The sequence below is a fragment of the Symmachiella dynata genome, from assembly GCF_007747995.1.
Taxonomy (GTDB): domain Bacteria; phylum Planctomycetota; class Planctomycetia; order Planctomycetales; family Planctomycetaceae; genus Symmachiella; species Symmachiella dynata.
Window position 1 is genome coordinate 717,639 of the sequence record NZ_CP036276.1, and the last position, 13,736, is coordinate 731,374.

10 protein-coding genes are annotated in these 13,736 nt (G+C 54.7%); 7 read left to right on the forward strand and 3 right to left on the reverse strand.

The window, feature by feature from the left end:
• Positions 1 to 330 precede the first annotated feature (330 nt).
• The 3 genes from Mal52_RS02695 to Mal52_RS30115 all read left to right on the forward strand — a co-directional run bounded on the left by Mal52_RS02695 (position 331) and on the right by Mal52_RS30115 (position 4,328).
• Complete coding sequence (locus Mal52_RS02695) at positions 331 to 621, forward strand: hypothetical protein (protein WP_145374158.1); 291 nt, start codon at positions 331 to 333, stop codon at positions 619 to 621.
• Between the two features lie 89 nt (positions 622 to 710).
• Positions 711 to 1,298 (forward strand): SMI1/KNR4 family protein, encoded by a 588-nt coding sequence (locus tag Mal52_RS02700; RefSeq protein WP_145374160.1) that lies wholly within the window; start codon positions 711 to 713, stop codon positions 1,296 to 1,298.
• Between the two features lie 291 nt (positions 1,299 to 1,589).
• A complete protein-coding gene (locus Mal52_RS30115; protein ID WP_231962507.1) occupies positions 1,590 to 4,328 on the forward strand; it encodes an FAD-dependent oxidoreductase in 2,739 nt (912 codons plus the stop codon).
• Between the two features lie 28 nt (positions 4,329 to 4,356).
• On the opposite strand, the gene Mal52_RS02715 is transcribed toward Mal52_RS30115, so the two are convergent.
• Positions 4,357 to 4,740, reverse strand: a complete 384-nt coding sequence (locus Mal52_RS02715) for a hypothetical protein (RefSeq protein WP_145374162.1) — start codon at positions 4,738 to 4,740, stop codon at positions 4,357 to 4,359.
• A 411-nt stretch (positions 4,741 to 5,151) separates the two neighbouring features.
• On the opposite strand from Mal52_RS02715, the gene Mal52_RS02720 reads away from it, so the two are divergent.
• Positions 5,152 to 5,763, forward strand: coding sequence for a hypothetical protein (locus tag Mal52_RS02720; protein ID WP_145374164.1), 612 nt, complete (start codon positions 5,152 to 5,154; stop codon positions 5,761 to 5,763).
• Positions 5,764 to 6,362: 599 nt separating this feature from the next.
• Here Mal52_RS02720 and Mal52_RS02725 read toward each other — a convergent pair.
• Together Mal52_RS02725 and Mal52_RS02730 are read right to left on the reverse strand one after the other, a co-directional pair.
• Positions 6,363 to 8,723 carry an arylsulfatase gene (locus tag Mal52_RS02725; protein WP_231962508.1) on the reverse strand — a complete coding sequence of 787 codons (2,361 nt, stop codon included), beginning with the start codon at positions 8,721 to 8,723 and terminating at the stop codon, positions 6,363 to 6,365.
• A gap of 401 nt (positions 8,724 to 9,124) precedes the next feature.
• Complete coding sequence (locus Mal52_RS02730) at positions 9,125 to 9,802, reverse strand: hypothetical protein (RefSeq protein ID WP_145374168.1); 678 nt, start codon at positions 9,800 to 9,802, stop codon at positions 9,125 to 9,127.
• 189 nt (positions 9,803 to 9,991) lie between these two features.
• Here Mal52_RS02730 and Mal52_RS02735 point away from each other — a divergent pair, with 189 nt between their 5' ends.
• From Mal52_RS02735 to Mal52_RS02745, 3 genes are all read left to right on the forward strand, one after another.
• Entirely contained in the window at positions 9,992 to 10,321 is a 330-nt protein-coding gene (locus Mal52_RS02735; protein WP_145374169.1) for a TfoX/Sxy family protein, read from the forward strand.
• 297 nt (positions 10,322 to 10,618) lie between these two features.
• Positions 10,619 to 11,899: an O-acetylhomoserine aminocarboxypropyltransferase/cysteine synthase family protein gene (locus Mal52_RS02740; protein ID WP_145374171.1), complete on the forward strand. Its 1,281-nt coding sequence runs from the start codon at positions 10,619 to 10,621 to the stop codon at positions 11,897 to 11,899.
• Positions 11,900 to 12,074: 175 nt separating this feature from the next.
• Positions 12,075 to 12,833, forward strand: coding sequence for a hypothetical protein (locus Mal52_RS02745; protein WP_145374173.1), 759 nt, complete (start codon positions 12,075 to 12,077; stop codon positions 12,831 to 12,833).
• Positions 12,834 to 13,736: the final 903 nt, after the last annotated feature.

Here is a 13,736-nt window from a genome sequence, read left to right on the forward strand (position 1 = left end):
GCACCTCGCGGCGTCGCACGGCTTGTTTTGGCTCGTATAGCGGACATTTCATAATAGCGGCCCGTCGTTTTTAGACAGATGAATGTTTGATGAAGGAGATATGTGATACCAAATTCCCCCCCCGTGCGCGAACACCAAACGTTTGCCATCGACAGCCGGGTTGTGGGTATCTTAAAACGACCGGTTGGACGAGACGGGCGAATTTTTGTAACCTGATAGTCCAATGACCGGCCCGGATTAGGAAAGCGCGAACAGGTTCCAGCGTTGCTCGTTGTCTGTGTTGGCGCATCGTCCAAATGTCCCTTCAAGAAAAATGATGGACGCGGCAGAATGGCAAAAAAACGCGCAGCAAGTTCTTCCGGTATCGCAGTCGGGACGCCCGTACGCGTTAAGGAGGGCGTCACGTCTCCCGACATGCCCGACTTCCCCTTGGCGGGCTGGACCGGCGCAATCGCCGAGGTCGCCAAGAAAAAACCGCCCCGCAAATATATGGTCGAATGGGACCAAAAAACCCTCGACGGAATGCCGGCCGAATATCTGCAATTCTGCGAACAGAAACAGTTGTACCACCTGATGATTTGCTTGGCTGAGGACGAGATCGAACCGGCTGAAGCGGGGTGAGAATCGGACTGCTTGCCGATCATACAGAATATGACCACAGTTTGGTCTGAGTCTGGCGTTCGAGGGAATGCCGGAGAGGGGAATCGCGCATGTCATTAACCGTGGAAGAGTTCTGGGGCTTCTGCCGTGATTTGACAGGTGACCCGTCGGACGATGATGCACTACATTATCTACTTTACGATATTGCGTTGTCACCCGTCACCAAGGAAAGCCGTGATGGATATCATTTCTATTGGTGCTGTCCACTCAATGCGATTCCGTTTGCAAATACGTCAATGGATGGAGCCCACTTCAGTTTGTTGGACACGGAGACTGATGTGCAACCGGTTATCCTGGTCGCACCTGATGCTTTTGAGAATCCCTACGTGGTCGTCGGTGAATCGTTCTATGAGTTCTTGTGTTTAGGCTGTGTGCACGGTTTTGCTTGTGTCGCCGCGATGGCTCATAGGCCGTCTGAGATGGTGAAGTACTTGGAAGGAGACCCCGATCGGGATTCTGCGAACGAAACTGCCCGAGAACGGGTGAAACAAGCACAGTGGCTTTTAGAAAAACTCCGGGAACGCTTTCAGTTGCATCCCTGGCAAAACGTCGGCCAGCGACTATTTGAATTGCAGGAAGAGTTTCTCGATGCCATCGAGATTCCACCGGAGGACGAGGACCAGGACGAGGAACTATGATGTCGCAAGAGATCATTTGCGCACCCTATTTCACGAGTCCCGATTACGGGGCTTCCCCCGCTGAAAGCGGGTATTAGGCCCGTCGTTTGCGGTGGGTCTGCTTGTCCAAAATTCACACGGAATCCCACCCCGTTACCGGCGGTTCTCAATGCTACGGCCCCCACCTCGGTGCGCTGGTCTCCCGCACCCCTCCGTTCGCGATTACCATGCCAAATGCGTATCATGGGCAGACCCACTGCTAACACCAAACAAACAACGCTTAACCGCACGAAACCTCAGGGATACCCAAACATGCTCCGCCGACAACTCCTGTTTCTCGCCACTTTGATCTGCCTGCTCTCCACTACAACACTCCACGCCGCTAAACCCGATGTCGTCGTTATCGGCGGCACGCCGGGGGGGATCACAGCGGCGATTGCTGCCGGGAGGGCAGGGCGCAATGTGACGCTTGTTGAATACCACGACCACGTCGGCGGCATGATGACCGGAGGGCTGGGCAAGAGCGACATCGAACACCGTGAGATGGTCGGCGGAATCTTCACCGAATACATTGCGCGCGTTCGCGAACACTACATCCGCACCTACGGCCGCGATCATGAAAACGTGAAAAAATGCCGCGACGGTTATTACTACGAACCTTCGGTCGCGGAAGCCGTGCTCGAAAAGATGTTGCGCGAAGTTCCCACGATCACTGTACTCAAAGGCTGGAGGCTTAAGTCGGCGACCGTCACCAACAACCGCCTGGTCGCTGTCGAAATCGTGAATCGCAAATCGGATGAATTGCGGACATTAGAGGCAAAGGTCTTCATCGATTCGACCTATGAAGGCGACCTGTATGCTGCTGCCGGGGCAAAGTTCCGCATCGGCCGCGAATCGCGCGAGGAATTCAATGAGCCGCATGCGGGGGTGATTTATTTCGACTACCAGAACAAAACCATCCTGCCCGGCACGACCGGCGCGGCGGACGACCGGTTGCCCGCCTACACCTACCGCCTCTGCTTAACGACCGATCCTGAAAACGCCCATCCGCTCACCGAGCCGCCGGCCGACTATGATCGCGCGAATTATCTGGGATATTTCGACGACCTCAAAGCGGGACGGTTGGACGCACCGAAATCGTATAAACCGGGCCGCGGTTACAACCCGGCGCACTTTGGCACGCTGGTGCGAGCGCTATCGGTCACGGAGATTCCCAACAATAAATCCGACGTAAACATCAATCCCCGCCCGTTGGGATTTCCTTTTCCCGAGGAAAATGCGGGCTATGTAGAAGGCGACGACGAAACCCGACAGCGGATCCGTGCGCGGCACCGCAATTTGGCATTGGGGCTATTGTGGTTTTTACAAAACGACGACGAAGTCCCGGCCGCACATCGCAAGCTGGCCAACCAACTGCATCTGGCCAAGGATGAATTCGCGGACAACGGGCATTTCCCGTTTCAGCTTTACGTCCGTGAAGCTCGGCGGTTGATCGGTGAGTACACGCTGACCGAACACGACATCACCGGCGACGGCCAAGACAACACGCCGCGTCATCACGACGACAGCATCGCCGTCGGCGAGTTTCCCATCGATAGTTTCCCCTGCCGTAAACGACAACCGGGAGACACGATCGTGCTCGAAGGTTATCTCGGCATGCTGGATCACATCACGCGACCGTATGAAATTCCGTATCGCATTATGATTCCCCAAACGATCGACGGTTTGATCGTGCCGGTCGCCGCTTCGACGACGCACGTCGGGTTTTCGTCGATTCGCATGGAACCAACCTGGATGGCGCTCGGCCAAGCCGCCGGCGCCGCTGCTGACCTTGCCGTCGAGAAAAACGTCGCACCCCGCGCTGTTCCCGTTGAACAACTGCAAGATCGTTTGGCACAGCAAGGCCAAGTCTTGCGGCACACCACTGCCACGGCGCCGCACCCCAAAGATAATCCCCTCTCGCCGGTGATGCTCAAAGCCGATTGGGTCCCGGACGATCCGCACACGATCGATTTCGCCAAACTACCCCGCATCAAAAGCCAGCATACCGTGGTCAATGACGTGCGCAAATCGAAAGGCGTCAATCAACACAACTACCTGGTGCATCACGGTGGCAAGTATTGGGCAATGTGGAGTGACGGACCGGGTGTCGAAGACCGTGTTGGGCAGCGGGTGAAATTCGCCACTAGTCCCGACGGATTGACATGGAGCGAGCCGAAGTTCCTCACGCCGATTCCGCCCAACTCCGGTCCCGATTCGGAGCATTACAACACGCGGACCACTAAGGGGTGGCGATGGATTTCGCGCGGGTTCTGGCAGCGCGACGGCGAATTATTGGCGCTGGCCTCGCTGGATGAAGCCGCGGGGTTCTTCGGACCCGGACTGGAACTACACGCCTTTCGCCTCAATCCCGACGACGAAACCTGGGAGGACCAAGGCGTCATGTATGACAATGCAATCAACAACTTTCCCCCCCAGAAAATCCCAACTGGTCAATGGATGATGTCGCGCCGCCCGTACAATTACAAAAAAGCAGGCGTGCAGTTTCTCGTCGGCGGCGTGAAAGGCATCGACCAGTGGGAATCGTTTCCGGTGCTCGGTTCGAGTAGCGAACTCTCGGCGGAGGAACCCTTCTGGTGGCAATTGCCCGACGGCAATTTGATGGCGCTGTTCCGCGACAATCGCCGTAGCGGATTTTTGTACCGTTCGTTTTCAGTCGACAACGGCCGGACCTGGAGCAGGCCGACCAAGACCGATTTCCCCGACGCCACCTCCAAGATCAACGGTCTGCGCCTTAAAGATGGCCGCTACGTCCTGGTCTCCAACGCCAACCCCAAAAAACGCGACCCGCTGGTCCTCTCGATCAGCGACGACGGCCTGGTCTTCAACCGCATGGGCTACCTCATCGGCGGCCGCCGCATCGACTACCCCCACGTCATCGAACAAGACGGCCATCTGCTGGTCGCATTTTCAGGCGGGAAGCAAAGTGTGGAGGTGTTGAAGATACGGTTGGCGGATTTGGATGGGTTTGTGAATGAGGGCGAAGAATAGTAGGAAGTCGTGGAATTCAAAAATGCAGTTACAAGCTGATCAAAATGAGCACAAACAAATAGAGCGTCCAATATGCAAGCGTAAGAAAAATGGTGCATAGGGGGGCTAAGAAATCTATCGGCTCATATTCTCTTATCAAGGCTTCCAAGAAGCATAGGAAACTCCACGCCCAAAGCCATGCGACGAAGTAAACCGCTCCAGCTTCGTCAAAAAACATCTCGCCGCCGATTATCGTTGCGAGCAACAGAGAGAAGAGATATACGGCAAACGAAGGGAGTCGAACCGGGCGTCTGCTGAGTTGAACCACTGTATAGACGAGGGTGCCAAAGCTCAGGCATACGAAAAATGCAGCGATGCCCCCCAGTGCGTTCAACGAGACGAAATTGAGTGGCAATTCAAATAACTGATGCATCCATGATTCTCCGTCGGACCGTCGAGCCCACAACGGTGTGGCCTGATTTGAGTGCTATGCGGTGAAATGGAGACGATTTCCCACGACAATAACGTTGACGAAATCGCAACGCGGATATATCGCGACTCAATAGAAAAAATTGATAACGCCGTGGTGAACATGATCAACCCTGTGACGATTTGCTGACAAAACTCAGCGCAGAGGCCGAAGAGAAAATGCAGAGAGTACCGTAGGTCAGGCTCCCGCCTGACGGGCAGTGCGTTTGACGTTGCCAGACAGGGTTTGCAAATTCAAATTGACTTCACAAGCGCCCGCAGGTTGAATGGCGGGAGGCGTCGGGCGGCTGTCTGGCCGACGATTCCGTGACTCGATTATCGTGGATATTATCTCCCATCAGAAGGAATGCTGACCATGAATAATTTAAAGCTCGCGATTTTCATCTTGGCACCGCTCACTCTTGCCGTGGGGTGTTCTTTCAAGATGGCGGTGAATGACAAGAGCGAGACGGATATGGGGTCTCACCATGTTGTGGTGAAGCCTGGCAGCACCTTCACGAGTAGTTCTTCATCGTCCGTAGGGAATACTGAAACGCACCAATATACCTGCGGCGATTTTACAATCACGATCGACAATGATGAACTCATTGTGAACAATGCGTATTATGGCAAGCTCAACCCAGGTGATTCTGTCTTGATCGACAACGGTAAAGTGTTGGTTGAGAATCAGGAACGCAGTAGTACTCCCATGTCCAATGATGAGATTCTGGCCGCCGCACCAGTTCAGGAGTCTACTGAGAAGCTGGCAGGTTATGACGTGACCGTGCGACCTGGCTCGTCCATCACCTCGACGACTCAGATATTGGGGGTGGATACTTTTACAGTTGGCCAAACAGAGGTGTCCATCAAGAAGGATGAACTGACCGTCGACGGGCAGTCTTATGGACGACTAAATCAAGGCGACAGCATATTGATAGAGAACTCAGAAGTACGCGTTTCCGGCGATCTGAGAGCCCCAACTGAATAAGAACATATTAACAAACTGGCTGACCTACGTTTTTGATAATTACATAGCCAGGTCCAAGGGCATAGAATTATAAAAACCCTTGTTGCGTTATTGCCTCTCATCAGCCTAGTTCTTGCCGTTGTTGCCACGGTGCGTTGTGTGCGTGCGGGACAGCGTGATGTAGCGCTCATTCTTTGGCTGCTCTTTATTTGGCTCGTGCCGATCATCGGTTCGTGCGTGGCGTTGTATGCGATTCCGCGTACGCCCTCGATGACATAGGCGGTAATTGGTGGTTGCGGTGGACTCCATTTCCTGGCTTACGTTACTTTCTCTGTGACCTCGGTGTGCTCTGTGGCTAATTCCTTTTGTTCACACGTATGCGGCGTATTGGTGTGTTGGGGCAATCTATCGACCTACCTAGAAAGGTGCGTCGCGACGCACCCTACGCTCTGCTTAAAGTCCTGTAGGGCAGGCTCCTGCCTGCCATCGTGATGCACGTCTGGTGCGGAGCATGGCAGGCGGGGGTCTGCCCGACAACTGCAACTCGCAAACGGTTGCAGTAAACCATCACGCGGCCGAGGCACTCTGCCCCAACCGCGTGCGTGGTGAATTCTGGGGCTTCACTTCAGCGTGATTGTCACCTTGTCAATCTTGCCCGTGAACTTGCTGCCGGAGCGGTCGTACTCTTCCGACACAGGCGTTTCCATGTCGATGCCCACCCCAGCTGATTCGTCCGCTGAAAAGACAGAGAACTCCGTTTTGGGGATTTTGGTCGACGCGACTGACTTACCGTTTACGTAGAGGGTGGCTGTGCCGCCAGCTCCTGGTTTCTTTCCGCCCTCATAGGCAAAGTCCATTTTTACGGTGGATTTACCGTTGGGTAGTTTGGTCTTGCCAGCGGCGACAGAATGCTCCAGGCCCAGATAGTTGTAGGTGTATCTTGGAATGCCGTCTTTGACATGCAGTGACCAACCGCCGAAGCGACCACCTTGAGCGACAATGACTCCGTTGACCGGTTTGTCTCCACTGTCAATCTCGGCAACGATTTCAAACGACGTGTTCTTGACGTTGATGAAATCATTTTCGAGTAATCCGTCCATCCCTTCGTACAACGTTAGTTCTTTGCGACCAAACATCAGGTCTGGGCGTCCGGCCAGTTTGGGGTTGAATAGTTCCTGTCGGCGGTCGTCCAGTGGCAGCACTTTGTACTTGACCGCCTCGCCGAGAAATACTTGCTGCAGCTTGGCGAGGATGTCGGGATGCTGCTTGGCAAGATCCGTCGACATGCTGAAGTCTTCGGCGACGTGGTAGAGTTCCCATGTATCTTCCGGGAACCGGTTTTCAGGATTTGCCCAAGGCTTGACGTGAACCGTGCCGGCAAACCAGCCGTCGAAGTAGATGCCACGGTTACCGAACATCTCGAAGTACTGGATCGTATGTTGACTTGGCGCATTTGGATAGTCCCAAGTGTAGGCCATACTAGTCCCTTCGATCGGCCGCTGCGGCACGCCGTTCACGATACGCGGTTGCGGCAGTCCGATGGCTTCAAGAATGGTCGGCGCAACGTCGATCACATGGTGCCACTGCGAGCGGATCTCGCCTTTCGCTTGAATGCGTTCCGGCCAATGCACCACCATCGCGTTGCGCGTGCCGCCATAATTGGACGCGATCTGCTTCGTCCACGTAAACGGCGAATCGAATGCGACCGCCCAACCGGCCGCCATATGCGGATAGGTGGATGGATCGCCCCAGTTGTCATAGTGCTTCAGCATCACGTCAATGTCCGAACCTTGCGGTTCAGCATTGAAGTACGTCATCTCATTGTACAGCCCAGACATCCCGCCTTCGGCGCTGGTGCCGTTGTCGCCGGCGATATAAAAGATCAACGTGTTATCAAGTTCGCCCATGTCTTCAATCGCTTGAATGACACGACCCGTTTCATGGTCGGTCATGTCCAGGAACGCGGAGAAGACTTCGGCCTGACGGGCGTAGAGTTTTTTCTCTTTGTCTGAGAGCTCGGACCAGTCCTTGATATCATCGGGCTTTTTGGCAAGCTTCGTATCGGCTGGGATGACCCCCAGTTTTTTCTGTTGCTCAAAGATCCGTTCACGGATCACGTCCCAACCTTCATCGAAGCGTCCCTTCTGTTTTTCGATATACGATTTTGGCACGTGATGCGGTGCATGCACGGCCCCTGGAGCGAAGTAAACAAAGAACGGTTTGTCGGGTGTGAGTGCCTGTTGGAAACGCATCCATTCAATGGACTTCGTTGCCATGTCGTTCATGAAGTGGTAGTCAGGATCGTCCGGCGTCTCCACGCGATTCAGATTGTGATAGACCGCCGGCGACCATTGATTGGTTTCACCGCCCATGAATCCATAGAACTCATCGAATCCGACAAAGTTGGGCCAGCGCGTAAATGGTCCAGACGGACTGATTTCCCAAACGGCTGTTTCATGGTGCTTGCCATATGCCGCTGTGCTGTAACCGTTGAGCCTGAGCGTCTCGGCGATTGTGGCGATGTCGTTCGGCAACATACCTGTCGCGCCCGGAAAGGAAGTCGCGACTTCCGTGATCTTGGCTTGGTTGCAGGAGTGGTGGTTGCGACCGGTGATCAATGCTTGCCGCGTCGGCGAGCAAAGCGCCGTGGTGTGGAACTGGTTATACAACAGCCCGTTCCTGGCGAGCTTGTCGAAGTGCGGTGTTGGCAAGACGCTTCCCGTCGCGCCCGTGCCGCCGAAGCCAAGGTCATCAAGCAGGATGATCACAACATTCGGAGCATCCTTGGGCGCTTTGACTTCGAAAACTGGCGGCGCCTTAGCATCCCGTGCATCAAGTGTTGTGATGGGGGGATACCACGGTCCCTTGAGAGGAAGTTCGGTACGGTCGACCTGAGCTTTTTGGGCCATGGCGACCGTGGCACTCAGGGCGGAGAGCACCAGCAAGGCAAACATCCCCAGGAACATATCTCGTCGTTTCATTGTCATCTCCAAGCGTTTTTTAAATGCACACAGGTCGATTCAGCAGCAGTCGAGTTGGAATCATGAATTCCACTGCTATGAAATTGCCAGACAAAAGCGCTTACAGAATCAATGAGAAAGGTCAGCCAGTCGTGCTTTGAAGTTTTCTGGAAATGGATCCAGGTCTTTTCGCATCAAAGTCTTCCGAAACTTCGAACGCCACATTAGACGAGCGTCCATGCACGCAGAGTGAGAGAGATGTGACAGGAGCTTCATGCTAACCAGGACACTGCTGGCCCGCAATAAAAAAATCCCGTATTCAGAGAACAAGCACCCTGAGGGCGTATTTGGGAAAATATATTTTGTGGGGAACCTCATTCGCCCGCCTAGAAAGGTGCGTCGCGACGCACCCTCCGCTCGGCTTAGAGTTTGTCTTTGGCTTCGTCCCAGAAGGCGAGGGCGCCTGCGGAGAAGTCGCTTAAGAACTCCGGCCCGTAGTCTTTGCCCGGAATCACCTCCACGCCGACACGTTCTTCCCAAAACGGCTTCACTTGCCGCCGCACTTGTTCGACGTCGGCGGGATACAATTTCGCTTCCTCGGTGCTATGCAATCGATCTTTGTGGCCAAGCACCCAGGCTGTGAAATCGCGGAATAGCTTTTTGATTTTGCGTCGATCGGAAAATCGCGTCTTCAAGTCTTCCCACGTCCCGTCGAGCAACGGACCGGCACAGAACTCTTCCAGTCGTTGTAGTTCCACAGGATGCGCATCGGCCATCGCCCAATGCTGGCCCAGCACATAAGCGCGGCCGGTGGTTCCGGCGTGTCGGGCCTCAGGTTCATTCTGCAGGCGCCGCAACCGTTCGATCGCGTCGTCTTTGTCGGGAAGTTCGGGCATCGGTTGCTCCTTGTTGGCATGTTCTGAGAGCCAAGCTTCAAATGCTTCGGACGCCACCGCTGACCAATTCACCCGCTCCCCGGCGGCTTTCATGCGCGCCTTGAGTTGGCGAGGAATGGTAATCGTGGTCCGGTCGTAAGCGGACGGCTCTGTCTGACGATCCGCGCGGCTCCGCGGCCGCGCCTGTCGAGATTTACGTGACATAATTTTCCTCCGGCGCAATAGTATGCATTGATGCATACAGGGTCAATACCCCAAAATGTGGCGGTCAGGCTTCCGCGGGTCACTGTTTGTTGTTCAAAAAACCGCTTCCCCACTAAAATGGCCCACGACACCCGCTTTCAACCGGGGCTGTAGCAACACGAAATCGGGACTCAGCGGAGAACGTTAGTAATGGCCTATGACGAACAACTTGCCGAGCGGGTGCGTCCGTTGATGCGGCGGCGCAAAGGGTTTTCGGAGAAGAAGATGTTCGGCGGCGTGGGGTTTTTGCTGTCCGGCAACATGTGCGTCGGCGTGTGGAAAGAGTGTTTGATTCTGCGGCTGGGGTTGGAGAACTACGAAACGGCGTTGAGCGATCCCGACACACGCGAATTCGACATCACCGGCCGGGCCATGCGGGGCTGGGTGATGGTCGAACCGGCCGGCGTTGAAGTGGAAGCGGATCTGCTCGATTGGGTTGACCAAGCGGTGAAGTTTGTGCGGACGTTGCCTGCGAAGTAATGGCCTCGCGCAGAGACGCAGAGACGCAAAGAGTTACAGTCTTGTATCGGGAATGCCACGAAGCCTCCGGCATCCAACATTCTCTCTGCGTCTTCGCGTCTCTGCGCGAAACTTTTTTCTAAACCAACCAACGATTTGATGAATACGCCGATGACTGCTTGGCTTCTATGACCGCTGCTCTCCTTTGTTGTCGCGGTTTGATCTACCGGCTAGGATTGCGACTGCATTACAATGATTCCATTTCGGCGACCACCTCATCGCCGTTTCTAATCCGCCCACGATCACGAGACCACCATAATGAATATCGAAACCCAATGCTTACATGCCGGAACCGAGCCCGATCCTTCGACGATGTCGCGCGGCGTGCCGGTGCATCGGACGAGTTCTTATGTGTTTCGCGATACCGAACACGCAGCGGACTTGTTTGCGCTGCGGGAGTTGGGGAACGTTTATTCGCGGATCATGAATCCCACACATGACGTGCTCGAAAAGCGGGTGGCGGAGCTTGAAGGGGGCGTCGCCGGGTTGGCGGTTGCTTCGGGGACGAGCGCAATTTTTTACAGTGTGATCAACCTTTGCGGCATGGGCGATGAAATTGTGGCCGCCAACAATCTGTACGGCGGAACCTTCACACAGTTCAACGACATCTTGCCGCAGTTTGGCATCAAAACAAACTTTGTCGATCCTCGCGATCCGGAGAATTTTCGTGGAGCGATCACCGACAAGACAAAACTTCTGTTTTGTGAAACGATCGGCAATCCCGGTCTGGATGTGACGGACATCGAAGCCATCAGCCGCATCGCCCACGATCACGGACTGCCGCTGATTGTGGATGGAACGTTTTCAACGCCCGCCTTGCAGCGTCCTTTGCAGCAGGGGGCGGACATTGTGGTGCACTCACTGACCAAGTGGCTGGGTGGTCACGGCACGGGGATTGGCGGCATTGTGGTGGATGGCGGCAAGTTTGATTGGGCATCGGGAAAATTCCCGCTGATGTCCGAACCCGATGCGAGCTATCACAACATCCGCTGGGCCACCGACCTGGGTGATTTAACACCGATGGCCTACCTGTTGCGGATGCGGGTCGTGCCGCTGCGGAACCTGGGCGCCTGTATTTCCCCGGATAACGCGTGGATGTTCCTGCAGGGCATCGAAACGTTGCCGCTACGGATGGAACGTCACTGCGAAAACGCCGTAGCGGTCGCTAGCCATCTATCGCATCACGACTCCGTCGAATGGGTGACATATCCCGGCTTGGAATCGAATCCAAACTACGAAAAGGTGCAACGCTTGCTGGGCGGCAAGGGCGGAGCAATGGTCGTGTTCGGCATCAAAGGGGGCGGCGCTGCGGGAACGAAATTCATCGAAAGCCTCAAAATGTTCTCCCACCTCGCCAACGTCGGCGACGCCAAGAGCCTAGCGATCCACCCGGCAACCACCACGCATTCACAACTCACCGAAGACCAACAACGCGCCGCCGGCATCACCCCAGAAATGGTGCGACTGTCGGTGGGGATTGAGCACATTAATGATATTCTGGCGGATCTGGACCAGGCGCTGGCGTCGGCGGCGGGGTGATTGTTCGTTTTGGGAATTTTAATTTAGCCACAGATGGAACACGGATAAAACACGGATTGAAAAGGATTTGCGGGCCGCTTGGGTAGATTCTAAGGCCGCAAGTGGCCTGCAAGTGGTGAGCGGTAGTTTGCTGTCTTAAGACTCTGAGGACTGGATCGAATGAGGAGACGGGCTTATGAGCATACGGGCATTGTTGGTTCTTGCACTGGCCGTTTACAGTCCTCTCGAATTGCTCAGTGCGGATGAACCTCCGAAAGTACCGCCAAGTCCGACCGTGGGCAGCGTCTACGGTAAGGCTGTCACGGCGGCAGACATTGGCCTCACCGCGCCGATCGATCCCACCGTTCAATTCGACGCACGCGACACCGCTCGGTGGAAATTGATGGGGCGAATCATAACGGCCTTCGGTGTTCCCGTCGTCGAGCGGTTTGTCAAAAAGCAGAAAATCAATGCAACGGCCGCTGAAATAGAAAAATTTGAACTCAATTTACAAAAGTTTAACGAGCGAAGTCTGCGCCAGTGGGAGGCCCGATTGCTGGAATTGCAGAAAGAGCTTGCCGCGCCCAACCTGTCAAACGAAAACAAGGCGAAACTGAAGAAGGAGCAGGCCATGTACGAGACGATCGTGGCCTCCATTCGCGAACTTCCTAAGGCCGATAAGCCCAACAGTATTGCGAGACACTTCATAGTTGCTTGGAAGACCGAACGTGAGCTACACCGCATGTACGGCGGTCGTGTGATCTTTCAGCAGGCGGGCCTTGAGGCGCTTGACGGCCGCCGTCGATTGTTCGAGCAGGCCGAAAAGAATGGAGATATCAAGTTCGACGATGCTGGCGTGCGTCACCTTTTCTATTACTACTACGCGGATATGAAGCATACGGTTGTTGATGAGAAGGGTTTCGAGCAGCCGTGGTTTTTTGGTGACGGAGATTGAAGCGGGAGGCGAGCGGTCCTGATAAGATGAGGCTGGCCCAGTGAGGTCGATGTGCTCTGGGGCGATTTGATCGGCGGGCCGACAATTTACAAACCCCAGCGGCTGTGCTGCCTTGAAAGAATCTTTCGAGGTCACCCGCACGATAGACCGTCAGACAGACCAGTGACCCGTGTATGATCGACATGACATACAACACGATTTGCACCAACTGTGGAGAGGTCGGTACGTCATGCTACGAGACTCTTCACTTCCCAAGCATCTCAAACCACAACGTCAATAGCTCTTCGTACTGTTACTACTGTCCGATCTGCGGACTGCAAGTTCGCATCGATCAGAAGATCGATGGCCAAGTTCTGGAGCACATTCAAAAGCCGCCGCAATCTTCCAGTAGCTTTGTTGATCCGTACTACCACACGGTCGCGGATCGGCTCTACGCATTTTTTGATCCAGCACGGAAGTACTCTGTGATTTCAATTCCCCAGCTAGATTTGGAGTGCCCGCGTCACAATAAACCAATGCTGCTCTCGGCAAACTGGCTGGCCCAGCCGCCACTTGATTGCCAACACTGTGGTGGCACCCGATTCGTCGTTCCCTTCGATGATCCACCCAACATGTGATATAGCGGGAGAGCGAACTGTTGCATGGGAACCGTGGTCCGCACAATGCGTTACGTTGTCTAACAATGCAGAATCTCTCAATCCTTATCGCATTCGCCATACCACTTCTCGTCGGATGCGCTGACGAAGCGTCCGATCCAATTGCAAAAGACCCAATCGCACTTTCGCTCGTTGACCCACCCGATTTTCCCAGCCAAGCCGTGGTCTGCAAGGAATGGGCAAAGAAAGCGTGTGCGGTCTTTCTACAGACTGGCAAATTGGACGATTCATTGTCCTGGAAGCATTG

Excerpts from the sequence above, each read along its gene's own strand:
- Mal52_RS02695 (WP_145374158.1), top strand. The coding sequence starts at position 331 with ATGGCAAAAAAACGCGCAGCAAGTTCTTCCGGTATCGCAGTCGGGACG.
- Mal52_RS02700 (WP_145374160.1), top strand. The coding sequence starts at position 711 with ATGTCATTAACCGTGGAAGAGTTCTGGGGCTTCTGCCGTGATTTGACA.
- Mal52_RS30115 (WP_231962507.1), top strand. The coding sequence starts at position 1,590 with ATGCTCCGCCGACAACTCCTGTTTCTCGCCACTTTGATCTGCCTGCTC.
- Mal52_RS02715 (WP_145374162.1), bottom strand. The coding sequence starts at position 4,740 with ATGCATCAGTTATTTGAATTGCCACTCAATTTCGTCTCGTTGAACGCA.
- Mal52_RS02720 (WP_145374164.1), top strand. The coding sequence starts at position 5,152 with ATGAATAATTTAAAGCTCGCGATTTTCATCTTGGCACCGCTCACTCTT.
- Mal52_RS02725 (WP_231962508.1), bottom strand. The coding sequence starts at position 8,723 with ATGAAACGACGAGATATGTTCCTGGGGATGTTTGCCTTGCTGGTGCTC.
- Mal52_RS02730 (WP_145374168.1), bottom strand. The coding sequence starts at position 9,802 with ATGTCACGTAAATCTCGACAGGCGCGGCCGCGGAGCCGCGCGGATCGT.
- Mal52_RS02735 (WP_145374169.1), top strand. The coding sequence starts at position 9,992 with ATGGCCTATGACGAACAACTTGCCGAGCGGGTGCGTCCGTTGATGCGG.
- Mal52_RS02740 (WP_145374171.1), top strand. The coding sequence starts at position 10,619 with ATGAATATCGAAACCCAATGCTTACATGCCGGAACCGAGCCCGATCCT.
- Mal52_RS02745 (WP_145374173.1), top strand. The coding sequence starts at position 12,075 with ATGAGCATACGGGCATTGTTGGTTCTTGCACTGGCCGTTTACAGTCCT.